At 73.9% G+C, this 25,748-nt stretch carries 19 protein-coding genes; 10 read left to right on the top strand and 9 right to left on the bottom strand.

Annotation, left to right across the window (positions count from 1 at the left end; all coding sequences use genetic code 11):
• Nucleotides 1-93: 93 nt before the first annotated feature.
• The 7 genes from rpmA to AB0O11_RS27325 all read right to left on the bottom strand — a co-directional run bounded on the left by rpmA (nt 94) and on the right by AB0O11_RS27325 (nt 8,494).
• Nucleotides 94-351, bottom strand: a complete 258-nt coding sequence (rpmA, locus tag AB0O11_RS27355; protein WP_030058248.1) for a 50S ribosomal protein L27 — start codon at nt 349-351, stop codon at nt 94-96.
• A 14-nt stretch (nt 352-365) separates the two neighbouring features.
• Nucleotides 366-683 (bottom strand): 50S ribosomal protein L21, encoded by a 318-nt coding sequence (gene rplU, locus AB0O11_RS27350; protein WP_045696828.1) that lies wholly within the window; start codon nt 681-683, stop codon nt 366-368.
• 229 nt (nt 684-912) lie between these two features.
• The gene (locus AB0O11_RS27345; RefSeq protein WP_363392090.1) at nt 913-4,413 is read right to left on the bottom strand and encodes an Rne/Rng family ribonuclease; all 3,501 of its coding nucleotides are present in this window, start codon (nt 4,411-4,413) and stop codon (nt 913-915) included.
• Nucleotides 4,414-4,809: 396 nt separating this feature from the next.
• Nucleotides 4,810-5,610 carry a TIGR03936 family radical SAM-associated protein gene (locus AB0O11_RS27340; protein WP_363392088.1) on the bottom strand — a complete coding sequence of 267 codons (801 nt, stop codon included), beginning with the start codon at nt 5,608-5,610 and terminating at the stop codon, nt 4,810-4,812.
• 170 nt (nt 5,611-5,780) lie between these two features.
• A complete protein-coding gene (locus AB0O11_RS27335) occupies nt 5,781-6,209 on the bottom strand; it encodes a PIN domain nuclease (RefSeq protein WP_363392086.1) in 429 nt (142 codons plus the stop codon).
• Nucleotides 6,185-6,445: a type II toxin-antitoxin system VapB family antitoxin gene (locus AB0O11_RS27330; RefSeq protein WP_363392085.1), complete on the bottom strand. Its 261-nt coding sequence runs from the start codon at nt 6,443-6,445 to the stop codon at nt 6,185-6,187. The genes AB0O11_RS27335 and AB0O11_RS27330 overlap by 25 nt, the downstream gene beginning before the upstream one ends.
• 120 nt (nt 6,446-6,565) lie before the next feature.
• On the bottom strand, nt 6,566-8,494 hold the full coding sequence (locus AB0O11_RS27325; protein WP_363392083.1) for a TIGR03960 family B12-binding radical SAM protein: 1,929 nt from the start codon (nt 8,492-8,494) through the stop codon (nt 6,566-6,568).
• 565 nt (nt 8,495-9,059) lie between these two features.
• Here AB0O11_RS27325 and AB0O11_RS27320 point away from each other — a divergent pair.
• The 6 genes from AB0O11_RS27320 (at nt 9,060) to AB0O11_RS27295 (ending at nt 16,904) form a co-directional block, all read left to right on the top strand.
• Entirely contained in the window at nt 9,060-10,349 is a 1,290-nt protein-coding gene (locus AB0O11_RS27320; protein ID WP_363392081.1) for a M14 family zinc carboxypeptidase, read from the top strand.
• Between the two features lie 142 nt (nt 10,350-10,491).
• Entirely contained in the window at nt 10,492-11,295 is an 804-nt protein-coding gene (locus tag AB0O11_RS27315) for an IclR family transcriptional regulator (protein WP_363392079.1), read from the top strand.
• Between the two features lie 470 nt (nt 11,296-11,765).
• Entirely contained in the window at nt 11,766-13,451 is a 1,686-nt protein-coding gene (locus AB0O11_RS27310) for an ABC transporter substrate-binding protein (protein ID WP_363392077.1), read from the top strand.
• Complete coding sequence (locus AB0O11_RS27305; RefSeq protein WP_363392076.1) at nt 13,448-14,407, top strand: ABC transporter permease; 960 nt, start codon at nt 13,448-13,450, stop codon at nt 14,405-14,407. The genes AB0O11_RS27310 and AB0O11_RS27305 overlap by 4 nt, the downstream gene beginning before the upstream one ends.
• Nucleotides 14,404-15,285 carry an ABC transporter permease gene (locus tag AB0O11_RS27300; protein WP_363392074.1) on the top strand — a complete coding sequence of 294 codons (882 nt, stop codon included), beginning with the start codon at nt 14,404-14,406 and terminating at the stop codon, nt 15,283-15,285. Before AB0O11_RS27305 ends, AB0O11_RS27300 begins: the two co-directional genes overlap by 4 nt.
• The gene (locus tag AB0O11_RS27295) at nt 15,282-16,904 is read left to right on the top strand and encodes an ABC transporter ATP-binding protein (protein WP_363392072.1); all 1,623 of its coding nucleotides are present in this window, start codon (nt 15,282-15,284) and stop codon (nt 16,902-16,904) included. Before AB0O11_RS27300 ends, AB0O11_RS27295 begins: the two co-directional genes overlap by 4 nt.
• A gap of 130 nt (nt 16,905-17,034) precedes the next feature.
• Here AB0O11_RS27295 and AB0O11_RS27290 read toward each other — a convergent pair whose 3' ends face one another.
• Together AB0O11_RS27290 and AB0O11_RS27285 are read right to left on the bottom strand one after the other, a co-directional pair.
• Nucleotides 17,035-18,069 carry a GDSL-type esterase/lipase family protein gene (locus AB0O11_RS27290; RefSeq protein ID WP_363392070.1) on the bottom strand — a complete coding sequence of 345 codons (1,035 nt, stop codon included), beginning with the start codon at nt 18,067-18,069 and terminating at the stop codon, nt 17,035-17,037.
• Nucleotides 18,066-19,541: an MFS transporter gene (locus tag AB0O11_RS27285; protein ID WP_363392068.1), complete on the bottom strand. Its 1,476-nt coding sequence runs from the start codon at nt 19,539-19,541 to the stop codon at nt 18,066-18,068. The genes AB0O11_RS27290 and AB0O11_RS27285 overlap by 4 nt, the downstream gene beginning before the upstream one ends.
• A 206-nt stretch (nt 19,542-19,747) precedes the next feature.
• Here AB0O11_RS27285 and AB0O11_RS27280 point away from each other — a divergent pair, with 206 nt between their 5' ends.
• The 4 genes from AB0O11_RS27280 (at nt 19,748) to AB0O11_RS27265 (ending at nt 25,594) form a co-directional block, all read left to right on the top strand.
• Complete coding sequence (locus AB0O11_RS27280) at nt 19,748-20,935, top strand: acyltransferase (protein ID WP_363392066.1); 1,188 nt, start codon at nt 19,748-19,750, stop codon at nt 20,933-20,935.
• 35 nt (nt 20,936-20,970) lie between these two features.
• On the top strand, nt 20,971-22,173 hold the full coding sequence (locus AB0O11_RS27275) for a cytochrome P450 (RefSeq protein WP_363392064.1): 1,203 nt from the start codon (nt 20,971-20,973) through the stop codon (nt 22,171-22,173).
• 210 nt (nt 22,174-22,383) lie between these two features.
• Complete coding sequence (locus AB0O11_RS27270) at nt 22,384-24,006, top strand: aromatic amino acid ammonia-lyase (protein WP_363392062.1); 1,623 nt, start codon at nt 22,384-22,386, stop codon at nt 24,004-24,006.
• A gap of 136 nt (nt 24,007-24,142) precedes the next feature.
• A complete protein-coding gene (locus AB0O11_RS27265) occupies nt 24,143-25,594 on the top strand; it encodes a hypothetical protein (RefSeq protein WP_363392060.1) in 1,452 nt (483 codons plus the stop codon).
• Nucleotides 25,595-25,748: the final 154 nt, after the last annotated feature.

Below are 25,748 nucleotides of genomic sequence, written 5' to 3'. Positions count from 1 at the left end.
TGCTTGCTGCTGCGTAAAGCGTGAAGGGTGGACCGGAGAATTCCGGCCCACCCTTCACTGTGAGTCTTCTCAGACTCGGGAGTCCGCGGGGACTCAGGCCTCGACGGCCACGATGTTGACGACCTTGCGGCCGCGACGGTTGCCGAACTGCACCGCACCGGCGGTCAGCGCGAACAGGGTGTCGTCGCCACCGCGGCCGACACCGGCACCCGGGTGGAAGTGGGTGCCGCGCTGGCGGACGAGGATCTCGCCGGCGGAGACGACCTGGCCGCCGAAGCGCTTCACGCCGAGGCGCTGGGCGTTCGAGTCACGGCCGTTGCGGGTAGAGCTTGCGCCCTTCTTGTGTGCCATATCTCGCTATCCCCTTACTTGCTGACCGAGTCGATGCTGGTGATGCGCACCGCGGTGTGCTGCTGACGGTGACCCTGACGGCGGCGGTAGCCGGTCTTGTTCTTGTAGCGCAGGATGACGATCTTGTCACCCTTGGTCTGGTCGACCACCTCGGCGTGAGCCTTCACGCCGGCCAGGACCCACGGGTCGGAGGTGACGGCGTCACCGTCGACGACGAGGATGGTCGAGAGCTCGACCGAGTCACCCGGCTTGGCCTCGATACGGTCGATCTCCAGCACGTCGCCCACGGCGACCTTGTGCTGGCGGCCGCCTGCGCGAACGATCGCGTACATGCGGTACCTGCTTTCCTTGCTCGGTCGGAACCCCCGACGCCAGCCACCTGGGTACGGACACAGGAGCCTCTCCCCGGCCCTCCGCGCGGACGCGGCGACCTCGGGAAGGTGATGTGCTCGGGAGCAATGGCGTAGACACGCCGATGGTCAAGAATACGGACCGGCCGCCCGGGGGGCAAACCGGCCCGTACGGCCCGGGGCGGAATCGCTCCCGCCCCGGGCGTGGGCACTACTCGGCCGCCGTATCACCCTCGGCGGCCGCGGCCTTCTTGGCCGCCGCGCTCGTCCGCTTGGTCGCGGTCTTGCGGGCGGTGGTCTTCTTGGCCGCCGTGGTGGTCTTCTTCGCGGCGGTCTTCTTGGCGGCGGTCTTCCGGGCAGCCCGCTTCTTCGGCGCCGGCGCCTCCTCGGCAGGAGCCTCCTCGACCGGGGCCTCGGTGGCCTCGGCGACGGGCTCCGCCGCGACCGGGGCCTCGGCGACCACGACCGGCTCGGCCGGCGCCTCGGCGGCAGCCTCGGCAACGGCTTCCACGGCCTCCACGGCAGCCGGGGCGGCGGCCTCCAGGGCCGCCTCCAGCGCCGCCTCGGCCTTGGCCTGGAGCACCACGATCTCGGCGGTGTTCGGCGAACCGGCCGGAGCGGTCGCCTTGCGCACCGCCCGGCGGCGCGGACGGCCGGCCGGAGCGGCGACCGGGGCCTCCACGGCCGCCTCGGCCGGGGCCTCGACGCCCGGGACCTCCAGGGCCAGCTGACCCTCGATCTCCTCGCGCACCGGCTCGGCCGGCTCCACGACGGCCTCCACCGCCACCGGCTCGGCCACGACGGCCACCGCGGCCTCGACGGCCTGCGGCTCCTCGTGGCCCGCACCGCCCTTGCCCCGGCGACGGCGCTTGCCGCCGCCCGAGGCGGCCTCGCCCGCCGCCACGGGGGCGTGGACGTGGGCGCTCGGCTGCTCCATGTGGACGATCACGCCGCGGCCGTTGCAGTGCACGCACGGCTCGGAGAAGGACTCCAGCAGGCCCTGGCCGACCCGCTTGCGGGTCATCTGGACCAGGCCCAGCGAGGTGACCTCGGCCACCTGGTGCTTGGTCCGGTCCCGGCCCAGGCACTCCAGCAGGCGGCGCAGCACCAGGTCGCGGTTGGACTCCAGCACCATGTCGATGAAGTCGATCACGATGATGCCGCCGAGGTCGCGCAGCCGCAGCTGGCGCACGATCTCCTCGGCCGCCTCGATGTTGTTCCGGGTGACCGTCTCCTCCAGGTTGCCGCCCTGGCCGACGAACTTCCCGGTGTTGACGTCGACGACGACCATCGCCTCGGTGCGGTCGATCACCAGCGAACCGCCGCTGGGCAGCCAAACCTTGCGGTCCAGCGCCTTCATCAGCTGCTCGTCGATCCGGTAGGTGGCGAACACGTCCACCTCGGAGGTCCACCGCTGGAGCCGCTCGGCGAGGTCCGGGGCCACGTTGGAGACGTACTCGTGGATGGTCTTCCACGCCTCGTCGCCGGAGACGATGACCTTGCTGAAGTCCTCGTTGAAGATGTCGCGGACGACCCGGACGGTCATGTCCGGCTCGCCGTACAGCAGCGCCGGGGCGTTGCCGGTCGCGGCCTTCTTCTGGATGTCCTCCCACTGCTGCTGGAGGCGCTGGACGTCGCGGGTCAGCTCCTCCTCGGAGGCGCCCTCGGCGGCGGTGCGCACGATGACGCCCGCGTCGTCCGGGACGATCTTCTTGAGGATCTGCTTCAGCCGGGCGCGCTCGTTCTCCGGGAGCTTGCGCGAGATGCCGGTCATCGAGCCCTCGGGCACGTACACCAGGTAGCGGCCGGGCAGCGAGATCTGGCTGGTCAGGCGGGCGCCCTTGTGGCCGATCGGGTCCTTGGAGACCTGCACCAGCACGGACTGGCCGGACTTCAGCACCGACTCGATCCGGCGCGGGCCGCCGTGGCCGCCCAGCGCACCGAAGTTGACCTCACCGGCGTACAGCACCGCGTTGCGGCCCTTGCCGATGTCGACGAAGGCGGCCTCCATCGACGGCAGCACGTTCTGGACCTTGCCCAGGTAGACGTTGCCGACGTACGAGGTGGCCTGCTCCTTGTTGACGTAGTGCTCGACCAGCACGCCGTCCTCGAGCACGCCGATCTGGGTGCGCTGGCCGCTCTGGCGCACCACCATGACGCGCTCGACCGACTCCCGGCGGGCCAGGAACTCGGCCTCGGTGATGATCGGCACCCGGCGGCGGCCCAGCTCGCGGCCCTCGCGGCGGCGCTGCTTCTTGGCCTCCAGACGGGTCGAGCCCTTGATGGACTGCACCTCGTCCGGGTCGAAGGACGGCTCGGTGGAACGGCGGCGCGGCTCGCGCACCTTCACCACCGTGCGGACGCCGTCCTCGGTGGTCTCGGCGGTCTCGACGGCACCGGCCTCACCGCTGCGGCGGCGACGGCGACGGCGACGGCGCGACGAGGACAGGCCGGCGGCCAGCTCGTCGTCCTCCTCGCCCTCCTCCTCGGAGACGGCCTCGGCCGGCTCCTCGGCAGCGGGCTGCTCGGTCTCGGCGGCCTCGAAGTCCTCGGCCTCGCCACGGCGACGGCGACGGCCGCCACGACGACGACGGCGCGACGGACGGCCGTCCTCCTCCCACTCGCCCTCGGTCTCCGGACCGGCGGCGGGGGCCTCCACGGCGGGCGCCTCGACGGCCGGAGCCTCGGCGACGGGCGCCTCGACCGGCGCCTTCACCGGCGCCTGGGCGGCCGGCTTGCGACGGGTCGGCTCGACCCGGGTGCGGACCCGGCGGCGACGGCCGACACCGCTGTACTCGTACTCGTCGTCCTCCTCGCGCTCGGCCGCGGCCGGGGCCTCGACCTGCGCCGGGGCGGCGGCGGGCTGCTGCGGCGCGGACGGCGCGACGAAGGGGGCCGGCTCCTGGAACACCGGCGCCTGGAAGACCGCGGTGGCCGGGCGGACGGCGCGGCGGCGCACCCGGTGGTGCGGCTCGGCCTCGGCGGCCGGGGCGGGCTGGGCCACCGGCTCGGCGGGGGCCTCGGTGACGGCCTCGGCGGCCTCCTCCTCGGGCTCCTCCGCGACAGCGGGCTCCTCGGCGGCAGGCTCCTCCACCGGGGCCTCGACGACCGGCGCGGCCTCGACCACACGACGGCGGCGGGTGCGGCGGGCCGGAGCGGCGGGGGCCTCCTCGGCCACCTCGGCCACCGGCTCGGCGGCGGGGGTCTCGACGGCGGGAACCTCGGCCTCGGCCGCGGGAGCACCGGCGGGCGCCTCGGCGCGCTTGCGGGTCCGGCGGGCCCGGGCGGGCTTCTCGGCCTTCTCCGCCGTCTCGGTCTTGTCCGCCTTCTTGGCCTTCTCGGCCTTCGCGGTGGTGGCCGCCTCGGCCTGCTCGGCGGCGTCCGGCGCGGTCACCACGATCGGGGTGGCCTCCGGCGCCCCGGCCGGGGCCTCGGCGCGCTTGCGGATCCGGCGGGCCCGGACCGGCTTCTCGGCGACCGGCTCGGCCGCCGGCTCCACGGCCGGAGCCGGGGTGGGCGCGGCCGTCGGCGCCTCGGCCGGCAGAACCGTCTCGGCCGCCTCGGCCGCGGCACCCTGCGGGGTGCCCGCCGGGCGGGACACCGCACGGCGACGGCGGCGCGGCGGCGCCGCGGAGGCGCCCTCGCCGCCGGTCGCGGCGGTTTCGTTCTGTTCCGTGGCCGCAGTCTGCTGCGGATCGGTGTTATCGAGCATGCGGGTGGATCTCCCGTCAGGCCCCCGGGCTCCGCATCCGGGCACGGCGCGGCACCGCTGGGTGGCCGGCATCGCGACGATGCCCGGACCGGACCCTTTGACGGTGCCGCCGCGCGGACGCGAGGCCGCACAGGGGCTCGTAGTCTCGCTCGGCGCCCCGCGCTCGGCGGGGTGTCGAAAGTCTTCTGGTCTGACCAGTCTTCTGAGGTTTTCCCAAGCTGCGCCGTCCCCCAACCCCGGGTGGCTCCCGGACGGGGTCCCGGACCGGCCGACCTTCCTGGTCGGCCGGGCCCGGGTGGCAGGCCTGTGCTGCGACGACGCTCGCTCCCCTGGGGAGCCGCGGGAACCCTGGAGGACCGTCGGGCCCAGTGAGGCACTGGGCCCGGCCTCCCCCCGCTAGGCGGACGCGGTAGCGTGCGGGCCTGCGGTCGGCTCCGAGCCGACCGGGGCCGCGGCGCGGTCGAGCGCCAGCGGGTCGGTCACCGTGCCGGCCTCCTCGTCGAGCGGCCCCTGCGCCAGCCTGGTCACCTCTGCGGGGACCGGCGGCGCCAGGTCGGCCGTCGCACGGAGACCGGACAATACGTCGTCGGGTCGTACGGCGGGTGTGGCGTGTCGTACTACCAGGCGCAGTATCGCACAGGCACGGCCGGTCCGAACATCGCGGTCGGTTCCGGCCGCGGTCTCCGCACCGGCGTCGACCTGGGTCGGGACGGCTTCCAGCGCCGCCACCGCGCCCCGCGCGTCAAAGACCCGCAGGCCGTTCTTGGTGCGGCGCTCGACCTCGACCCGCTCGGCGGCGAGGAAACGCTTGACCGCGTCGGCGGCCGTGTCCGGCTCGACGCCGTCCAGCCGGACCAGCCACTCGGAGGCCTCCAGGCGCTCCACGAAGTTCGGCGTCCGCACCTCGACCGCGTCGATCACGTCCAGGCCCGTCGGCAGCGACTCGTCCAGCTGCGCCCGCAGCTGCTCGGGGTCGCGGAAAGCGGCCAGGCCGATCTCCAGGTACTCCGCCTCGCTCGCCACCCCGGTCGGGGCCGCGTTGGCGTAGGAGACCTTCGGGTGCGGGGTGAAGCCGGCCGAGTAGGCCATCGGAACGGCGGACCGGCGCAGGGCGCGCTCGAAGGCGCGCTGGAAGTCGCGGTGGCTGGTGAAGCGGAGCCGGCCGCGCTTGGTGTAGCGGAGACGAATCCGCTGCACCGTCGGCGCGGGCGGCGGACCGTCGGGCGTACGGCGTGCCAGGGTCGCTCAGTCCTTAGTCAGTTGTCCCCGTCCGGCGTGGCGTCTTCCCGCCACTGTCCGGACTCTGTCACCTCAAAGGGTACGCGCCCCGCCACCCCCCTCGCTCCGCCCCTGGTCAGAGCCGGTCCTCAGTCCAGTGCCCCCGGCTCAGCCAGCCACCTGGCCTTCAGGTCGGTGTGCTTGGCGATGGTCTCAAAGTCCCGGTCGTAGTGCAGCACGGTCAGCCCGTGATGCATCGCGGTGACGGCAATCATGAGATCGACCACGCCCGCAGAACGGTGGCTGCCCGTTTCGGCGAGCCGAAGCTGCAGCTCCGGAACCCGATGCCAGACGTCATCGGGCACGACCCACCACGCGTACAACCGCTCGAACTGCGCCCGCATGGCCCGCATTTCGGAGACCGACCGAGCCGAGTACAGCAGCTCACTCTCGGTCGGAACGCACATGCCGATCTTCCCGGCCGCCAGAGTCTCACCCCAGAGCGACAACGCCGCCGGTTTGGTGATCAGCCGCGCCGCCGCCGAGGTGTCGATCAGGAAGCCTTCCCGACCTCCCATTCAGCCCCACCCTGCCTTCCGCGCCGGACCTCGTCCTTGAATCCGGGCTCCAGCACCTTGTCGAACGCGCCGTCCTCAGCGAGCCGCATCAGTTCCTGCAACGCGAGCTCCCTGCGCCGCCGCGCCCCTATCTCGGCGAGCGCAGCGTTGACGGTCTCCTTCTTCGTCGTGGTCCCGAGCACCTCAGCAGCCAGTGCCAGCGCCTCGTCATCAATATCGATCAACGTCTTGGACATATGCTAGACCACCTCCACTGGATATATCAAAGTGCCATAAACAACCTCCGGATTGCAAGTTGTTTATGAGATGGCAAGACCCCTGTCGAATATATTCGACAGGGGTCAAAGCCATGCTTGCTACTTGTTGACGACCGTCAGCGGGAGCATCTTCTTGCCGGTGGGGCCGATCTGGATGTGGGTGTCCATCTGGGGGCACACGCCGCAGTCGAAGCACGGGGTCCAGCGGCAGTCGTCGACCTCGACCTCCTCCAGGGCGTCCTGCCAGTCCTCCCAGAGCCAGTCCTTGTCGAGGCCGCTGTCCAGGTGGTCCCAGGGCAGCACCTCCTCGTAGGAGCGCTCGCGGGTGGTGTACCAGTCGACGTCGACGCCGGTGCCGGCCAGGGCCTTGTCGGCGCAGGCCATCCAGCGGTCGTACGAGAAGTACTCGCGCCAGCCGTCGAAGCGGCCGCCGTCCTCGTAGACCTCGCGGATGATCGCACCGACCCGGCGGTCGCCGCGGGAGAGCAGGCCCTCGACGATGCCCGGCTTGCCGTCGTGGTAGCGGTAGCCGATGTTCTTGCCGTACTTGCGGTCGCCGCGGATCGAGTCGCGCAGCTTGGCCAGGCGGGCGTCGGTGGCCTCGGCGGACAGCTGCGGGGCCCACTGGAACGGGGTGTGCGGCTTGGGCACGAACCCGCCGATGGAGACGGTGCAGCGGATGTCGTTCTGGCCGGTGACCTCCCGGCCCTTCTGGATGACGTTCTTCGCCATCTCGCCGATCTGGAGCACGTCCTCGTCGGTCTCGGTGGGCAGGCCGCACATGAAGTACAGCTTCACCTGGCGCCAGCCGTTGCCGTACGCGGTGGCGACGGTGCGGATCAGGTCCTCCTCCGACACCATCTTGTTGATCACCTTGCGCATGCGCTCGCTGCCGCCCTCGGGAGCGAAGGTGAGGCCCGAGCGGCGCCCGTTGCGGGACAGCTCGTTGGCGAGGTCGATGTTGAAGGCGTCGACGCGGGTGGACGGCAGCGACAGGCCGATCTTGTCCTCGGTGTACCGGTCCGCCAGGCCCTTGGCGATCTCGCCGATCTCGGTGTGGTCGGCGCTGGACAGCGACAGCAGGCCGACCTCCTCGAAGCCGGTCGCCTTCAGCCCGCGCTCCACCATCTCGCCGATGCCGGTGATGCTTCGCTCCCGCACGGGGCGCGTGATCATGCCGGCCTGGCAGAAGCGGCAGCCGCGGGTGCAGCCGCGGAAGATCTCCACGGACATCCGCTCGTGCACCGTCTCCGCGAGCGGGACCAGCGGCTGCTTCGGGTACGGCCACTCGTCCAGGTCCATCACGGTGTGCTTGGACACCCGCCACGGCACGCCCGGGGCGTTCGGCACCACGCGGCCGATCCGGCCGTCGGCCAGGTACTCCACGTCGTAGAACTTCGGGACGTACACCCCGCCGGTGCGGGCCAGGCGCAGCAGCAGCTCGTCCCGGCCGCCCGGGCGGCCCTCGGCCTTCCAGGCGCGGATGATGTCGGTGATGTCGAGCACGGCCTGCTCGCCGTCGCCGACCACCGCCGCGTCCAGGAAGTCCGCGATCGGCTCCGGGTTGAAGGCCGCGTGGCCGCCGGCCAGGACGATCGGGTCCTCGTCGGTGCGGTCCTTGGCCTCCAGCGGGATGCCGGCGAGGTCGAGCGCGGTCAGCATGTTGGTGTAGCCGAGCTCGGTGGAGAACGAGAGGCCGAACACGTCGAAGGCCTTCACCGGGCGGTGGGCGTCCACGGTGAACTGCGGGACGTCGTGCTCGCGCATCAGCGCCTCGAGGTCCGGCCAGACGCTGTAGGTGCGCTCGGCGAGCACACCCTCGCGCTCGTTCAGCACCTCGTAGAGGATCATGACGCCCTGGTTGGGCAGGCCGACCTCGTAGGCGTCGGGGTACATCAGTGCCCAGCGGACGTCGCAGGCGTCCCAGTCCTTGACGGTCGAGTTCAGCTCGCCGCCGACGTACTGGATCGGCTTCTGGACGTGCGGGAGGAGTGCCTCCAGGCGTGGGAAGACCGATTCGACAGTCATGTACTAGGAACCCTTACGACGTGATTCGGTGCCGCGAGTCGGCACGGGAGGGGTGACCCTCAAGGGTAGCCCAATCCGGGGAACGGGCCGTCTGCCCCGGATCACGGGCCCTCCGCGCTCCGGCGTGACCCGGCCGGCCGGTGTCCGCCCGTCTCCGCCCGCACCCGCCGCCGTCCGCCGGTCTCCGCCCGCGCCCGCGGGTGCCCGCCCCGGCACGCGCGGTGCGCGCCCGCCGGCCGGTGCCGTCCGCCGTTGACACGCCCGGACGGCCCGTGCGGTACTGACAGGGCTCCGCCAAAGACATCTGCACCCCTTCCGGACAAGGAAGTTGAGTCGTAGGCTCGGCCCTCGTCGGTTTTCCGGCCGGCGTGCCCTTCTCTCCTCCACGGGCCGCCCCAGTACGGCCCCGTCCGCCCCCGCCAGGCCCTGTCCCGTCCCCCGCGCGGCCGCCGTCCCCGGCCCGCGGTGCCCCGCCCTCGCCCCCGTCCCCCGCCCGCACGCCGTGCCCGGCGGCGCACCCGCACGCCTGCGCCCCGGCGGCCGTACGACCGGCGCAAGGAGAACCATGACCGACACCGGTCGGCGGATCCGCCCCCTCCGGACCCTCGACACCCGGCCGGCCCGCTACCCCACGCCGGCCCAGGCCGAATCCGCCGCGCGGCGGCTCGCACTGCGGCACCCGGACCGCTGCCGGCTGCGCGAGGTGGGCCGTTCCCGGGCCGGACGGCCGCTGATGCTGCTCTCCGTGGACCGCGGGCCGCGTGCGGCGCTGGTGGTCGGCGGCCCGCACCCCAACGAACCGATCGGCACCGCCGGGACCGTCCGGCTCGCCGAGGTGCTGCTGGACCGCCCCGCCTGCCCCGGCCTCTCCTGGCACCTGCTGCTCTGCCTCGACCCGGACGGCGCCTCGCTCAACGCCGGCTGGCTGGACGGTCCGCTCACCATGCGGCGCCACTACGAGCACTTCTTCCGCCCCTCCTTCGAGGAGCAGCCCGAGCTGCTGCCCGCCCCCGGCTCCGGCCGGCCGCCGATGCCGGAGAGCCTGGCGCTGACCGGCCTGATCGACGAGCTGCGTCCCTTCCTCCAGTGCTCGCTGCACGGGGTGGACTTCGGCGGCGCGTTCGTCCAGCTCACCCGCCCGGTCCGGGGCCTGGCCGGGCGGTTCGCCCGCTCCGCGGAGCGGGCCGGTGTCCCGCTCGACGTGGACTCCTACGACGCGATCGGCTGGGCCAGCCCGGACCCCGGCACCTACCTGATGCCGGCTCCGGGCGCCGGGGGCTCCCGGGCCCTGCCGGACGAGCCGGAGCTGTCCACCTGGTCGTACGCGGCCCGGTACGGCGCGGTCACCGCCGTGCTGGAGGTCCCGATGTGGGCCGTCGACGCGGTCGGCGACGCCCGCCCCCACCCGGCCGGCGCCCAGGCCCTCGCGGCGGCGGCCCGGGACCTCACCGCGCGCACCGAGGAGCTCGCCGCCCTGCTCCCGAGCGTCCCCGCGCACCGGCACGAGGCGTACGGCCCGCTGCTGCACACCGCCGAGTTCAGCCTGGCGGTCGCCCCGCGGGTGGCCGAGGAGTGGCTGGACCGCTGGGGCGCCGAGCCGCTCACCGCCTCCCGGGTGACCACCGCCGGGCTGGTCGCGGCCCGCGTGCCGCTGCGGGTCGCGTCGATCCTGCTGCGGCTGCTCGCCGACGCCCGCGGCCCCGCTGCGGAGGCCGCCCGCGACCGCGCCCGCGCCGTCGTCACCGACTGCCTGGACCGGCTGCGCCACCGCTTCGGCGCCCGCTGGGTCCCCGTCCAGGAGCAACTCGCCCACCAGACCCGCGCCGTCCTCACCACCGCCGACTGCCTGAGCTGACCCGACCCGCCGGCGGAGGTGGGTGCCGCGCGGCCCCGGCAGGGCGCTGGTCCGCCGGGGCCGCGCGGCGGAATCGGGCTGCCCGGTGCGGGTGTTGGGGCGGGGGACGGGGTGCGGACGGCAGCGGAGGAGGGTGGGGCGGGTGGCGGGGAATTCGGGGGAGGCCGGGGGGCGGTCGGTGGCCGGGCGGGTGTTCGCGGTGCTGGAGGCGTTCGACGGGGAGCGGGAGTCGCTGCGGCTGGCCGAGATCGCGCGGCAGGCCGGGCTGCCGGCGCCGACGGCGCTGCGGATGGTGCGGGAGCTCGTCGCCTGGGGTGCGCTGGAGCGGCAGCGGGACGGCGGGTACCGGCTGGGGCGGCGGCTGTGGGCGTTGGGGGCGCTGGCGCCGTGCCTGCGCCGGATCCGGGAGCTGGCGCAGCCGGCCCTGCAGGAACTGCACGAGCGGACCGGGCAGACCGCGCTGGTGGCGGCGCTGGACGGCCGTTCGGCGCTGCTGCTGGACCGGCTGCCGGGTGCGGCGGTGCAGTCCTCGCCGTTCCAGGTGCGGGTGGGCGGGCGGATGGACCTGCACGCCACGGCGGTGGGCCGGGTGCTGCTGGCGTACGCGCCGCAGGCGCTGGTCCGGGAGGTGACGGCGGGTCTGTCCGCGGCGGGCGCGCGGCACACCCGGTACACGGTGGTGGCGCCGGGTCGGCTGGCCCGGGAGCTGGCGGCGGTGCGGCGCGGGGGCGTCGGGTACGCGCGGCGGGAGATGCAGCCGGCGTACGGGGCGGCGGCGGTGCCGGTGTTCCATCCGGACGGTTCGCTGCTGGCCGCGCTGGGGCTGGTGGTGGCGTCGCCGGCGGATCCGGCCCGGTACGAGGGGCGGTTGCGCGAGGCGGGGCGGCTGATGGCGGACGAGGTCGCGCGCTCGGTGGCGGCGGAGGAGGCACGCGCCATCAGGTGACGCGTTCCACTGGGTGAAACGCCGCGGTGGCCGGGTACTGCCGGCAGCGGGCACCCTGGTGCGCGAAACGGGCGGACGCGCAGGCATCGGAGGCCGCAGTGCACAGCAGCGGTGGCAGGATCCCGGCCGTGCGGGTCGTCGCCCCGTCGGCGGACGGTCCGGCCCGCCGCGACCGATGTCGCACTCTCGACCGCGCCCGTGGCACCGGTGTGCCCGGCGCCCTGTTCCGTACCTGGGCCTGAGGCCGGATCAGGGCCCGGCACAGGGCCCGACGGCGGATCCGCTACCTGATCCAAAGCCAGGTCCGACGGCCGATCCGGCGCCCGGGCCGCTCCCGGGCCGCCCGACGGCCTGACCCGGGCGACACTCCGCCCGACCCGTCTCTCCCCTCTCTCCCCCGCCCCGTCGTGCGCGCCCGCGCCCGGCGGCGGTCCCGTACGCCCTCCACCGGCAACACCAAGGAGTCACCCATGCCCAGCAGACCCGTGCCCGCGGCCCGTCGCACCCTCCGTCCGTTCGCCGTCCCCTCGGCCGTGCCCGCCGCCGGCCTGGCCGCCGTGCTGCTCGCGGGCTGCTCCTCGGCCGGCCCGGCCGGGCCGGGCGCGGGTGCCGCAGGGGCTCCGGTGCGCGGCGGCACCCTGACGTACGCGGTGGCGGTCGGCACGTCCTGCCTGGACCCGCACGTCAGCCCCGGCGACGTGACGGCGGTGATCCAGCGCAACGTCTTCGACTCGCTGGTGTACCTGGACGACAAGGGCGCCTTCCACCCGTGGCTGGCGAAGTCCTGGCAGATCTCACCGGACGCCAGGACGTACACCTTCCAACTGCGCGAGGGCGTCACCTTCCACGACGGCACGGCGTTCGACGCGGCCGCGGTGAAGGCCAATCTCGACCACGTCAAGGACCCGAGGACCAAGTCGCTGTACGCGGCCAGCCTGCTCGGCCCGTACACCGGTGCGGAGGTGGTCGACCCGCACACCGTCCGGGTGTCCTTCGCCGAGCCGTACGTGCCGTTCCTCCAGGCGGCGGCCACCCCGTACCTGGGCATCGCCTCCCCGAAGTCGCTGGTGGAGAAGGCGGACCAGCTGTGCGCGGGCGGCGCGGCCTCGGTGGGCACCGGGCCGTTCAGGGAGACCGAGTACGTCAAGAACGACCACGTCGAGTTCAAGCCCAACGACGCCTACGCGTGGGCCCCGGAGGGCGCCGCGAACCAGGGCGCGCCGTACCTGGACGGGCTGACGATCCGCTTCCTGCCCGAGGACTCGGTCCGCTCCGGTGCGCTGACCAGCCGCCAGGTGGACGCGGCCACGCTGCCGGTCACCGCGGTGCGCACGGTGCGGGCGGCAGCCGGCATCGAGGTGAACCGCACGCAGAACCCCGGCGTGGTCTACTCACTGTTCCTGAACACCGCCCGGGGGCCGCTGCAGGACGAGCGGGTGCGCCGGGCCGTCCAGCGGTCGGTGGACGTGGACGCGCTGGTCAGGAGCATCTACTTCGGTGAGTACGAGCGCGCCTGGAGCCCGCTCAGCCCGACGACCCCGGCAGCGTACGAGGCCGGGCTGAAGGACGCCCTGCCGCACGACGCGGCGGCGGCCGGCCGGCTGCTCGACGAGGCCGGCTGGAGCACCAAGGACGCGGACGGCTACCGGGTGAAGGACGGCAGGCGGCTGACCCTGCACTGGCCGTACATCGCCTCGCTGGTGCGCGACCAGCGCGACACCCTGGCGGCGGGCATCCAGGCCGATCTGAAGAAGGCCGGGATCGAGCTGGTGCGCGACTCGATCGACAACGGCACCTACTTCAAGATCTACGCGAGCGGCGACTACGACCTGTGGGACAACTCCTGGGTGCGGGCCGACCCGGCGATCCTGGCGGGCTTCTACCTCAGCGCCGACACCCCGGCGGCGGGCGGCCAGAACGTGTCGCTCAGCAAGGACCCGGAGCTCGACGGCTGGCTGACGGCGGGCGCGGCGACCACCGATCCGGCGACCCGCAAGGCGAACTACACCAAGGCCGAGCGGTGGGCGGTGGAGCACGGCACGGTGCTGCCGCTGTACGTGACCACCAACCTGATCGGGCACTCGCAGCTCGTCCGGGGCCTGGCGTTCGACGCGAACGCCTGGCCGCAGTTCGCCGGCGTCTGGAAGACCAAGTGACGCGCGTGGCCCGCGCGGTGCTGCACCGGCTGGGCGGCGCGGTCCTGGTGCTCTGGGGCGCGGCCACCCTGGGGTTCCTGGCGCTGCACCTGGTGCCCGGTGACCCGGTGTCGACCCTGCTCGGAGGCTCGGTGACCACCGGCTCGGAGGCCGTCCGGGCCGAGATCACCCGGGAGTTCGGGCTGGACCGCCCGCTGTTCGCGCAGTACCTGACCTACCTCGGCCGGCTGCTGCGCGGCGACCTCGGCCGCTCGTACCAGCAGCAGCAGCCGGTGAGCCGGATCATCGGCGAGCAGCTGGGCCCGACCGCCGCGCTCGCGCTGACGGCCTTCGGGCTGATCCTGCTGTTCGCCCTGGTGTCCGCGGTGACCACCGCCGGGCGGCGACGGGCGGTGCGCGGCGCGGCGTCCGGGGCGGAGCTGCTGGCGATCTCCACCCCGCCGTTCTGGCTGGGCGTCCTGCTGCTCACGCTGTTCTCGTTCCACCTGCGGCTGTTCCCGGTCGCAGGGGCGGAGGGCTGGGAGTCGCTGGTGCTGCCGGCGGTGACCCTGGCGGTGCCGTTCGGCTCGCTGCTCTCGCAGGTGCTGCGCGAGGGCCTGGAGTCGGCGCTGCACGAGCCGTTCGCGCTGACCGCCCGCTCGCGCGGGATCGGTCCGCTGGCGCTGCGCGGCCGGCACGCGCTGCGGCACGCGCTGGTGCCGGCGGTCACGCTGGGCGGCTGGCTGGTCGGCGGGCTGCTGGGCGGGACGGTCCTGGTGGAGACGGTGTTCGCCCGCCCGGGGCTCGGCCGGGTGGCGCTGGGCGCGGTCACCGGGCACGACCTGCCGGTGGTGATCGGGCTGATCCTGCTGTCCGCCGCGGTCTACCTGGTGGTGAACACCGCGGTGGACGCGCTCTACCTGCTGATCGACCCCCGGCTGCGCGGCGCCGGCCGGCTGCGGGAGGTGGCGGCATGACCGGCTCCGTGGTGCGGGCACCCGTTCCCGAACCGGCCGCCCGGTCGGTCCGTTCGGGCAGTGGGCGGGCCGCCCGGGTGCGGCCCGGGACGCTGCTCGCCGCGCTGGTCCTGGCGGCGGCGGTACTCGCCTGTGCCTGGCCCGGGCTGCTCGCGCACGCCGACCCGACGGCGGCCGACCCGGTCGCCGCGCTCACCCCGCCCGGGTCCGAACACTGGCTGGGCACCGACCAGTTGGGCCGGGACGTGTACGCCCGGGTGGTGCACGGCGCCCGGTACTCGCTGCTGATCGGGCTCGGCGCGACGGCCCTGTCGGTCCTGGCGGGCCTGCTGGTCGGCCTGCCGGCCGCGCTGTCCGGCCGGATCGGCGACCAGGTGGCGATGCGCGCGGTGGACGTCCTGCTGGCGCTGCCCGAACTGCTGCTCGCCCTGCTGGTGATCGCGGTGGTGGGCCCGGGCACCGGCAACGCGCTGCTGGCCATCGCGATCGCGGCCACCCCCGGCTTCGCCCGGCTGGTGCGCGGGCAGGCGATGGTGGTGCGCGGCTCGGAGTACGTGCGCGCCGCGACGGCGCTCGGGGTGCCGCGGACGGCCGTGGTGCTGCGGCACGTGCTGCCGAACACGCTGGGGCCGCTGACGGTGCCCGCCACGCTGGCCGTCGGGACCGCCGTGGTCTCGGGCTCGGCGCTCAGCTTCCTCGGCCTCGGGCCCAAGGCGCCCGCCCCGGAGTGGGGGGCAATGCTCTCGCAGGGCCGCGACTTCCTGTCCACCGCCTGGTGGATCGCGGTGTTCCCGGGGGCCGCCGTCACCGCGGTGGTGGTCGCGATCACCGTGCTCGGCCGACAGTTGCACCGCCACCTGGAAGGACGGACACCATGAGCCCGCTCATCGAACTGGAGGGCCTGAGCGTCGAGTTCGGTCACGGAAGACGGCGGACCACGGCGGTGGCCGGGGTGTCGCTGTCGCTGTCGGCGGGCGAGTGCCTGGCGCTGGTCGGCGAGTCCGGCTCGGGCAAGAGCGTCACGGCCCGGACGCTGGTCGGGCTGACCGCGCCCGGTGCCGCCGTACGGGCCGAGCGGTTCCTGGTCGAGGGCCGGGACGCCGCCGCCTTCGGCGAGCGGGAGTGGCGCCGGGTGCGCGGCCGGACGATCGGGCTGGTGCTCCAGGACGCACTGTCCGCGCTGGACCCGCTGCGCCGGGTGGGCGCCGAGGTGGGTGAGCCGCTGCTCGCCCACCGGGTTCTGCCGAAGGCCGAAGTTCCGGGCCGGGTCGAGGAGTTGCTGCGTGACGTCGGGGTGCCGGAGCCGGCCGAGCGGGCCCGCCAGTACCCGCACCAGCTCTCCGGTGGGCTGCGCCAGCGGGCGCTGATCGCCTCCGCGCTGGCGGCCGGGCCGCGGGTGCTGGTCGCGGACGAGCCGACCACCGCACTGGACGTCACCGTGCAGGCCCAGGTGCTGGATCTGCTGGGCGAGTTGAAGGCCGAGGGGACGGCCCTGCTGCTGATCAGCCACGACCTGGCGGTGGTGGCCCGGCTGGCGGACCGGATCGCGGTGATGAAGGACGGCCGGATCGTGGAGAGCGGCCCGGCCGAGCGGGTGCTGGGCGCGCCCGAGCACCCGTACACCCGGATGCTGCTGGCCGCCGCCCCCGATCCGGACCGCCCGGTCCCCGCCCCCGCCCCCGCCGCGGTCGACGAGGACGACGAGGAGAAGGGCCGGCTCCTCACCGCCCGGGGCCTGGTGAAGCGCTACCGCACCCCGGACGGCGGCCTGCGGGAGGCCGTCGCCGACGTCTCGTTCGGGCTCGCCCCCGGCGAGACCCTGGGCATCGTCGGCGAGTCCGGCTCCGGCAAGAGCACCACCGCCCAGCTGGTGATGGGCATGCTGGACCCGGACGCCGGGGAGGTGCTGCTGGACGGCCGGCCGTGGAGCGCGCTGCCCGAGCGCGAGCGCCGTCCGGCCCGGCCCGCGGTGCAGCTGGTCCACCAGGACCCGCTGGCCTCCTTCGATCCGCGCTTCACGGTCCGGCGGATCCTGGCCGAGGCGCTGGCGGTCGCCGGGGTGGCCCGCGGCCCGGCCCGGCGGGAGCGGGCGCTCGAACTTCTCACGCAGGTGGGCCTCGGCGAGCAGCACCTGGAGCGGCGGCCGCGCGGGCTGTCCGGCGGGCAGCGTCAGCGGGTGGCGATCGCCCGGGCGCTGGCCACCGGGCCGCGGCTGCTGGTCTGCGACGAGCCGGTGTCGGCGCTGGACGTCTCGGTGCAGGCGCAGGTGTTGGAGCTGCTGGCCCGGCTGCGGGCCGAACTGGGCCTGGCGATGCTGTTCATCTCGCACGACCTCGCGGTGGTGCGGCAGGTGAGCGACCGGGTGCTGGTGATGAAGGACGGCCGGGCGGTCGAGTACGGCCCGGCCGAGCGGGTGTTCCGGTCGCCCGAGCACCCGTACACCCGGCAGCTGCTCGCGGCGGTGCCCCGGCTGCCCGCGCGGATCTCGGCGGCCTGACGGATCCGGCACACGGCGGTGCCCCGGCGGGAACGTCCCGTCGGGGCACCGTCGTTCGGGTCCGGCCACCGTTCGGCCGGGCCGCCGTTCGACCTGGCCGTCGTCCTGCCGGCCGCCGTTCGGCCGGCCGTCAGCCCGGCAGGAGCCGCCGGAGGATCGGCGCGGCCCGGTCGGCGAGGTCGTGCTCGCCGTCCGGGGTCGGGTGCAGCCCGTCCGCGTAGACCCGGTCGGCATCGGCGACGGGCAGCACGTCCCGGCCGTCGACCAGGTGCAGCCGCGGGTCGCCGAGCCGCTGGAGCACCCGGACCGCCTCGCCGGTCAGCTCGCGGATGCCCTCCAGGGTGAGTCCGACGGCGTTCACCGCCTTCTCCCGCTCCACCGAGGGCAGCGCGGCGATCACCGCGACCGGAGTGTCGGGATGGCCGTCGCGGATGGTCTCGACGAAGCCGCACACCGCCGAGCCCCAGCTGCGCGCGGTGAACACGCTGCGGATGTAGGCGTTGGTGCCGATCTCCAGGGTGATCAGCTCGGCCGGGGTGTCCCGGACGACCCGGGCGACCAGCGGGTCCAGGTACGCCTCCCCGGCGAAGCCGAGGTTGCGCAGCCGCCAGCCGTGCCGGACGGCCACCAGGGAGACCCAGCTCTCCGACGGGCCGTGCGGGAACATCGCGTGGGTGAGCGAGCTGCCGTAGGCGATCCAGCGCGGGCCGGTGCGTTCGAGGGGCTCCAGCACCCGGTGGCCGCGCAGCGAGAGCCGGCCGATCCGGGTGCGGCTGAGGTGCGGCAGCCAGACCTCCACCTCGGCCGGGCCGTTCGCGCCGGCGGGCAGCGGCAGGGCCAGCCGGCGGCGGCCGGACACCGGGTGCCAGCGGTGGGCGACGACGCCGTCCACCACCACGTCCAGCGGTGCGCTGCCGGGTTCGGCGTCCAGTTCCAGGACCAGTTCGACGGCGTCGGTGCGCAGACCGAAGCGGGCGCCGGCCGGGAGCTGCGCGAGGCGGGCGAAGTCGGCGGAGAGCGTGGTCGCCACCCGGTCCAGCGGCAGGCGCAGCGGGATCCAGCGGTCCTCGTGGCGGGCCAGGCCGCTGATGCCGTCCCAGGAGAGCCGGGGGTCGTCCGGGGCGAGCCGTTCGACGGCGGTGGCGGCGGGCCGGGTGGCGGTCACGCCCGGTCCTCCTGGAGGTCCACGACCCGGGCCGGGGCCTCGCCGGCCGGGGCCTCCGTAGCGGCCCCGCCCTCCGTAGCGGCCCCGCCCTTCGGTGCGCCCAGCCCGAGGGCGGCGGCGACCAGCCCGACGGCCGAGAACACCGCGGCCACCAGGAAGGCCCAGTGGTACGCGGAGAGCGAGGGCGAGGCGCCGCCGACGCCGGTGAGCACCGCCGCGCCGACCGCGACGCCGATGCCGCCGCCGAGTTGGAGGGCGGCGGTGACCAGCGCGGTGGCCAGGCCCTGGTCCTCGTTCTTCACGCCGCTGACGGCGGCGATGTTGAAGGCGAGGAAGCTGGTGCCGTTGCCGAGCCCGTGCACGATCAGCGCGGGCAGCAGGACGCTCGGGTAATCGCTGTCGGTGCCGGTGCGCAGGAACAGCAGGATGCCGCCGCCCTGGAGGAGCAGCCCGAGGACGGCCGCCGGGCGCAGCCCGGAGCGGTTGATCAGCTTGGGTGCGAGGTTGACGGCGAGCAGGATCGCGGCGGCCATCGGGACGATCGCCAGGCCCGCCTGGAGGGCGCTGTAGCCGAGCACCTGCTGGAGGTAGAGCAGGGCGATGAACTGCCAGCCGATGGTGGCGCAGGCCCAGACCAGGCCGACGGTGTTGGCGGTGGACAGGGTGCGCGAGCGGAAGATCCGCAGCGGCAGCAGCGGGTCGGTGCGGCGTTGCTGGATGACCACGAAGACGACCAGCAGCACGACGGCGGCGATCAGCGAGCCGAGGGTGGCGGTGGAGCCCCAGCCGACCTCGGGGGCGCGGACGAGTCCGAGGACGAGCAGCAGGACGCCGGCGGTGGCGGTGAGCGCGCCGGCCGCGTCGAAGCCGGGCCGCTCGCCGGTGCGCGGCCGGTCGGGGGCGACGGCGTAGTTGGTGATGGCGAGGACCAGCGAGGCGACGACGAAGGGGACGAAGAAGATGAGCCGCCAGTGCAGTTCGGTCAGGACGCCGGAGAACACCAGGCCGGCCGCGTAGCCGCTGGCGCCGGTGAGGGAGAAGATGCCCATCGCGCGGGTGCGCTCGGGGCCCTCCTTGAACGTGGTGGTGATGATCGACATCGCCGCGGGGGCGATGAAGGCGGCCGCGACGCCCTTGATGACGCGGCTGACGACCAGCAGGGTGCCGTCGGAGACGAGCCCGCCGGCGAGGCTGACCAGGGCGAACACGGCGGTGGCCCAGAAGAACAGCCGGCGCCGGCCGAAGAGGTCGGCGGCGCGGCCGCCGAGCAGCAGGAAGCCGCCGTAGGCGACGGCGTAGCCGGAGATGATCCATTGCAGCGTCTCCGGCCCGAGGCCGAGGTCCTGCTTGATCTCCGGCAGGGCGACACCCATCAGGGAGACGTCCATCGAGTCGAGGAAGAGCTGGGCGCAGAGCACCAGGAGTGCCAACCCCTTGTGTGCGCCGAGGGTGCGGGGCGCCGTGTCCGGCATCGGCCCTCTCCCTATCCATCTGGCAGACAATCGTCTGCATCTCAATCAAGTGGAGCGAACGTAGCAGCCAAATCATCTAGCGTCAAACAATCTCCACGCCTCACGAACCCCAACGCCCCTTGCATCACGAGGAGTTGACTTCCTATTGTTTGATAATTGCCGAACCTTAGAAATATCGGCCCTACCCACGGGGGAGTTGCCCACCCATGCCCGAATCCGTCAGACGTCCCCGCCTGCCCTCGCTCACCGGCATCAGGTTCCTGATCGTGGTCCCGGTCTTCGCCTTCCACGCGGACATGGAGAAACCGTTCGGCGACGCGGGGGTCGCCGACGCCTACGCCTGGTTCGTCGGCAACGTCGCCTGGACCGCGATCAGCTGCTTCTTCGTCCTCAGCGGCTTCGTGATCACCTGGGGCTCCCGCCCCGGCCACGGCGCCCGCGGCTTCTGGCGTCGCCGGGCCGCCAAGATCTACCCGCTGCACGTGCTCACCTGGGCCGCCGCGCTGGTGCTGCTCGCGGTGGCCGGCACGGCGGCCACCGCCCGTCAGGCCGTTCCCAACCTGTTCCTGGTGCACACCTGGAACCCGGACCGCGAGGTCTTCTCCAGCCTCAACGACGTCAGCTGGTCGATCTCCTGCGAGGTCTTCTTCTACGCCGCCTTCCCGCTGCTGGTGCGCTGGATCCGGAGGATCCGCCCCGAGCGGCTCTGGGCCTGGACCGCCGCTGTGATCGCCGCGGTCCTGCTCGTCCCGGCCGCCTCCGCCCTGCTGCCGGACCGTCCGCCGCTGCCGTTCGGCTCCGGCTCGGTGTGGCAGTTCTGGTTCGTCTACGTGTTCCCGCCGGTGCGGCTGCTGGAGTTCGTGCTGGGCATCCTGCTCGCCCGGATCGTCCTCACCGGCCGCCGGCTGCCGATCGGGGCGCTGCCCGCCGCGCTGCTCCTCGTCCCGGCCCAGCTCCTGGCCAAGCAGCTGCCGTTCCTGTGGGGGCTGACCACCCCCGCGATCATCCCGATCGCCCTGCTGCTGCCCGCACTCGCCGCCCGCGACGTGGCCGGCAGGCGCACCTTCCTCACCTCCCGCCCACTGGTCACCCTCGGCAGCTGGACCTTCGCCTTCTACCTGGTCCACCGGCTGATCCTGGACCACGGCCACCGCGCCCTCGGCGCCGGACGGACCTTCACCACCCCGGTCGCCGCCGCGCTGCTGCTCGGCGCGTTCACCGCCGCCTGGCTGCTCGCCGGACTCCTGCACCGCTACGTCGAGCTCCCGGCGGTACGGCTGCTCGGCACGCCCCGCCGGCGCCCCACCGGCTCCGTGCCCCCGGGCCCCCCGACGGGCCCGGCGCCCGCGTCCGACCCGGCCGCCGGCCACCTGACCGAAGCCACGACCACCTGACCGCGACCACAGCGATCCGACCGAGAGGCAGACCGATGACCGATCAGGACCTCACCGCCTACCCCCTCCCGCTCTCCCCCTACGGCGAGCCGCCCGCCGAGTTCGCCGAACTGCGCGCCAAGTGCCCGGTCAGCCGGGTCCGGCTGCCCAGCGGCGACCAGGCCTGGCTGGTCACCGGCTACGACGAGGTCGTCTCCGCGCTCTCCGACCAGCGGCTGTCCCGAGCCGCCCTGCGCGAGCCGGGCGCCGTGCGCACCGTCTCCGGCGAGGACTTCTCCGACAACCCGTACAACCTGCTCAACCAGGAGGGCCCCGACCACGCCCGGCTGCGCCGGCTGATCGCCCCCGCCTTCACCCCGCGCAAGGCCGAGCGCTGGCGCTCCCGGGTGGCCGAGATCGCCGACGAGCTGATCGACCGCCTGGTCGAAGGTCCCCGTCCGGCCGACCTGCACCACGACTTCGCGGCCGTGCTGCCGGTCTGGGTGATCTGCGAGATGGTCGGCGCCCCGGTCGAGGACCGCCCACTGCTCCAGCAGTGGACCGACCGGCTGGTCTCCATCACCGCCCACACCCCCGAGGAGCGGCTCGCCGCCCGCCAGGAGTCCGCCGCGTACGTCGCCGGGCTGGTCGCCGAACGCCGCGCGAACCCCGGCGAGGACCTGCTCTCCACCCTCATCGCGGCCCGCGACGACCAGGACCGCCTCGACGAGCGCGAACTGGTCTGGCTCGGCATCAACCTGCTGGTGGCCGGCCACGACACCACCGTCAGCGCCGTCTCCCGGGCGCTCTACCAGCTGCTGCGCCACCCCGACCAGTGGCGGCTGCTCACCGAGCGCCCCGACCTGCTGGAGAACGCGACCGAGGAACTGCTGCGCTACGCCCCGCCGTCCGAGATCGGCTTCATGCGGATCGCCACCGAGGACCTGGAGCTGGCCGGCACCCCGGTCGCCAGGGGCGAGGGCGTCATCCCGGTGATGCACGCGGCCGGCCGCGACATCCGCCGGGTGGACGACCCGGAGCGGCTCGACCTCACCCGCACCGACCCCAAGCACGTCGCCTTCGGCCACGGCACCCACTACTGCCCCGGCGCGGGCGTCGCCCGGATGGAGCTCCAGGTCGCCTTCGGCACCCTGGCCCGCCGGCTGCCCTCGCTGCGGCTCGCGGTGCCCGCCGAGCAGGTCGAGTGGCTCGGGGGCCTGCTGACGCTGCGTCCGAAGGCGCTGCCCGTCGAGTGGTGACGGCCCCCGGCCCGACACCACGCCCCGGCGACCCGGCCCGACGGCCCGTCCGTTGGGCCGGGTTCCCGCCCGCCGCCCGGCCGTTGGGACGGGATCCGGTCCGTACCGACGCCCGAAGACGGAACACCCGGCCGGTCCCGAGACTTGGGGCCAGCCGGTACACCGTCCCACATCGACCGGACCACCCGCTCCGCCCAGGAACGAGGACCCATGCCCACCACGCCCCCTTCGGCCCTGACCGGCCACGACCTGACCCTCACCGACATCGTCTCCGTCGCCCGCGCCCGCCCCGGCGCCGCCAGACCGGTCCTCGCCCCCGCCGCCGCCGAGAAGATGGCCGCCTCCGTCGCCCTCAAGGAGGACTGGCTGGCCCGCGGCATCCCGCTGTACGGCATCACCACCGGCTTCGGCGACTCCGTCGCGCACCAGATCTCCGCCGACCGGGCCGCCGCGCTCCAGCGGAACCTGGTCACCTACCACCTCAACGGCACCGGCCCGACCGCCGCGCCCGAGGTCGCCCGCGCCGTCCAGCTGATCCGCGCCAACTGCCTGGGCCGCGGCCCCTCCGCGATCCGCCCCGCCGTGGTCGACACCCTGCTGCGCCACCTGGCCGCCGACATCCTGCCGCTCATCCCCGAACGGGGCTCGCTCGGCGCCAGCGGCGACCTCGTCCCGCTCTGCTACCTGGCGTACGCCCTGCTCGGCGAGGGCGAGGTGCTACACCGCGGCCGGGTCCGCCCGGCCGCCGAGGCGCTCGCCGAGGAGGGCATCGAACCGGTCGTGCTCTCCGCCAAGGAGGGCCTGGCGCTGATCAACGGCACCGCCTTCACGTCCGCCTTCGCCGTCCTCGCCGCCCACGACGCGGCCGAACTCGCCACCGCCGCCGACATCGCCACCGCCCTCGCCGTGGAGGCACTGCGCGGCAACGCCTCGCACTTCCACCCGTTCCTGCACCGCCAGAAGCCGCACGGCGGCCAGCTCACCTCCGCCGCCGCGGTCCGCGCCCTGCTCGACGGCTCCGAACTCGCCACCGACTACCAGGGCATCCTCGACCGCCAGGAGCGCCTGGGCGACCGCGGCTTCCTCACCCACGAACACCGCATCCAGGACCCCTACTCCCTGCGCTGCGCCCCGCACGTCACCGGCGTGCTGCGGGACACCCTGGACTGGGTACGGCCCTGGCTGGAGACCGAGGTCAACTCCTCCACCGACAATCCGCTGTTCGACACCGAGGAGGGAGTGCTCCACCACGGCGGCAACTTCTACGCCGGCCACGTCGGCCAGGCCATGGACAGCCTCAAGACCGCCGTCGCCAACACCGCCGACCTGCTCGACCGCCAGCTCGCCCTGGTGGTCGACCCCAAGTACAGCCGCGGTCTGCCGCCCAACCTGATCGCCCCTGCCACCGGCACCGACGCCCACGCCGGACTGCACCACGGCTTCAAGGGCATGCAGATCGCCGCCTCCGCGCTCACCGCCGAGGCGCTCAAGACCGCCGCCCCCGCCTCGCTCTTCTCCCGGTCCACCGAGGCGCACAACCAGGACAAGGTGAGCATGGGCACGATCGCCGCCCGCGACGCCCGTACGGTCGTCGAGCTCGCCCGCGACGTCACCGCGATCCACCTGCTCGCCGTCGCCCAGGCGGTCGAGCTGCGCGGCCTGCGCAAGGCCTCGCCCACCCTCCAGAAGGTGCACGGCCTGATCCGCGAGCACGCCCCGTTCACCGACCGCGACCGGCGGATGGACGGCGACATCACCGCCGTGGCCGGCCTGGTCCGGGACGGTTCGCTGCGCCGCGCCGCCGGGCTCCCTGAGCCCTTCGCCGCACGCTGACCCCACGCACCGTCCGTCCCCTGCTCCACCGATGCCCGTGTGCCGGTCCCGCCCACCGGCCCGCCCGCGGCCCCCGCCGCTCCCCCGCACCGGCACGTCCCGACCGTGACTCCCCCAGCCCGAGGAGCAATCAGAGATGCTGCTACTGCGCGACCCCGCCCAGCGCCAGGACGCCGCCGAGCGCCTGGACTCCCACACCGCCCTGATCCACCGCACCTGGCAGGGCCAGGACCCGGCCGACCGCTACGGCGCCAAGCTCGCCACCACGCTGGCCGCCGCCGTGCGCTCCCCGATGTACGCCGGCACCCTCACCGGCGAACTCGCCGAGCGGCTGCGCTCGGACACCCCGCTGCCCCCCGCCGAGGCCCTGGACGCCTTCGCCGCGCTGCCGTTCCTCGGCAAGAAGGAGTTCGGAGGCCACGGCGCCGGCGCGTTCACCCGCCCGCTGTCGGAATTCCTGCACTACTACGAGTCCTCCGGCACCACCGGCGACCCGGCCCCCGCCCCCAAGGCGGTGGACGACCTGCTGGTCAACACGCTCAACATCGGCGAGACGTGGGGCCGGCTGCTGCAACCCGCCGACGTCGCCCTGATCCTCATCAACGCCCCCTTCGCGCCCGCCGCCTACCAGTTCGAGAAGGTGCTGGAGTACCTCGGGGTGATGTCCTTCCGCCCCTGGGTGGACAACATCACCGGCGACTACACCCGGGTGCTGCGGCTGATCTCCGAACTGAACGCCAACGTCTACGTCGGACCGCCCTCCCGGCTGCTGGAGCTGGCCCAGTTCTCCCAGCTGAGCGGCCTGCCGCTGCCCCGCTTCGACCGGCTGCTGCTGATGGCCGAGCAGACCGGCCCCAGCTTCCTGCGCCACCTCGAACGCCTCACCGGCGGCACCGCCTACGTCGGCTCGTACGGTTCCTCGGAGACCGGCACCCTCGCCGTCACCTGCGAACACCGCCGGCTGCACCTCCAGTTGCAGAGCTACCTGCTGGAGATCGACGACGGCGAGCGCACCACCGTGCTCGGCCCGGGCGGCGAGCCGGTGCAGGGCGAACTGATCGTCACCACCCTGGACATCCCCTCCCGCCCGCTGCTGCGCTACCGCACCGGCGACCTGGTCCGGATCGAGACCGACCCGTGCGACTGCGGCATCCGGCTACCCGTCCTGCGCACCCTCGGCCGGGCCCAGGACGTCCTGCTGCTCGCCCAGAACAACATCCGCCAGGACGACCTGGAGGAGGCGCTGTGGGCCGAGGCCCTGCCCGGCGCCTCGGTGTTCAACTACATGCTGGTGCTGCGCGGCAAGACCATCGTCTGCCTGGTCACCACCGACGGCACCCCGGACGGCTCCTGGTCCGAGGTGCTGGAACAGCGCCTCGCCCCGCTGTTCGAGGAGTACACGGTGACCGTCCACCCGGTGGAGAAGCTGCCCCCGCTGGCCTCGCTCGGCCAGTACCTGGGCTGGAAGCTCTCCCGGGTCCTGGACCTCAACGAGGAGGCCAACTGGGGCCGACTGCCCGCGCCGCTCACCTCGCTGGTGCGCGAGTCACTGGCGCAGGTCGCCCAGGCCACGGGGGTCCAGGCATGAGCGAGTGGAGCGAGCTCATCATCGAGAGGTGCGCGTTGCGCGAAGCGCTCGCCGAGCGTAGCGAGGTGGGCGCATGAGTTTCCTGAGTCAACCCCTATGCCGCCAGCGCCGTCTCGGGAGTCGTTTTGATCTTGTTGTTGGCTTGGTGGGTGGC

Origin of the sequence: Kitasatospora sp. NPDC093102 (genome assembly GCF_040683915.1) — a bacterium.
Classification (GTDB): domain Bacteria; phylum Actinomycetota; class Actinomycetes; order Streptomycetales; family Streptomycetaceae; genus Kitasatospora.
This window is presented reverse-complemented; position numbering and strand designations above follow the sequence as displayed.

Coding starts and splice junctions, on each gene's coding strand:
- AB0O11_RS27330 (WP_363392085.1), bottom strand. CDS start 6,445: ATGTCCAAGACGTTGATCGATATTGATGACGAGGCGCTGGCACTGGCT.
- AB0O11_RS27265 (WP_363392060.1), top strand. CDS start 24,143: ATGCTGCTACTGCGCGACCCCGCCCAGCGCCAGGACGCCGCCGAGCGC.
- AB0O11_RS27270 (WP_363392062.1), top strand. CDS start 22,384: ATGCCCACCACGCCCCCTTCGGCCCTGACCGGCCACGACCTGACCCTC.
- AB0O11_RS27320 (WP_363392081.1), top strand. CDS start 9,060: ATGACCGACACCGGTCGGCGGATCCGCCCCCTCCGGACCCTCGACACC.
- AB0O11_RS27295 (WP_363392072.1), top strand. CDS start 15,282: ATGAGCCCGCTCATCGAACTGGAGGGCCTGAGCGTCGAGTTCGGTCAC.
- AB0O11_RS27345 (WP_363392090.1), bottom strand. CDS start 4,413: ATGCTCGATAACACCGATCCGCAGCAGACTGCGGCCACGGAACAGAAC.
- rplU (WP_045696828.1), bottom strand. CDS start 683: ATGTACGCGATCGTTCGCGCAGGCGGCCGCCAGCACAAGGTCGCCGTG.
- AB0O11_RS27280 (WP_363392066.1), top strand. CDS start 19,748: ATGCCCGAATCCGTCAGACGTCCCCGCCTGCCCTCGCTCACCGGCATC.
- AB0O11_RS27300 (WP_363392074.1), top strand. CDS start 14,404: ATGACCGGCTCCGTGGTGCGGGCACCCGTTCCCGAACCGGCCGCCCGG.
- AB0O11_RS27325 (WP_363392083.1), bottom strand. CDS start 8,494: ATGACTGTCGAATCGGTCTTCCCACGCCTGGAGGCACTCCTCCCGCAC.
- AB0O11_RS27285 (WP_363392068.1), bottom strand. CDS start 19,541: ATGCCGGACACGGCGCCCCGCACCCTCGGCGCACACAAGGGGTTGGCA.
- AB0O11_RS27275 (WP_363392064.1), top strand. CDS start 20,971: ATGACCGATCAGGACCTCACCGCCTACCCCCTCCCGCTCTCCCCCTAC.
- rpmA (WP_030058248.1), bottom strand. CDS start 351: ATGGCACACAAGAAGGGCGCAAGCTCTACCCGCAACGGCCGTGACTCG.
- AB0O11_RS27335 (WP_363392086.1), bottom strand. CDS start 6,209: ATGGGAGGTCGGGAAGGCTTCCTGATCGACACCTCGGCGGCGGCGCGG.
- AB0O11_RS27310 (WP_363392077.1), top strand. CDS start 11,766: ATGCCCAGCAGACCCGTGCCCGCGGCCCGTCGCACCCTCCGTCCGTTC.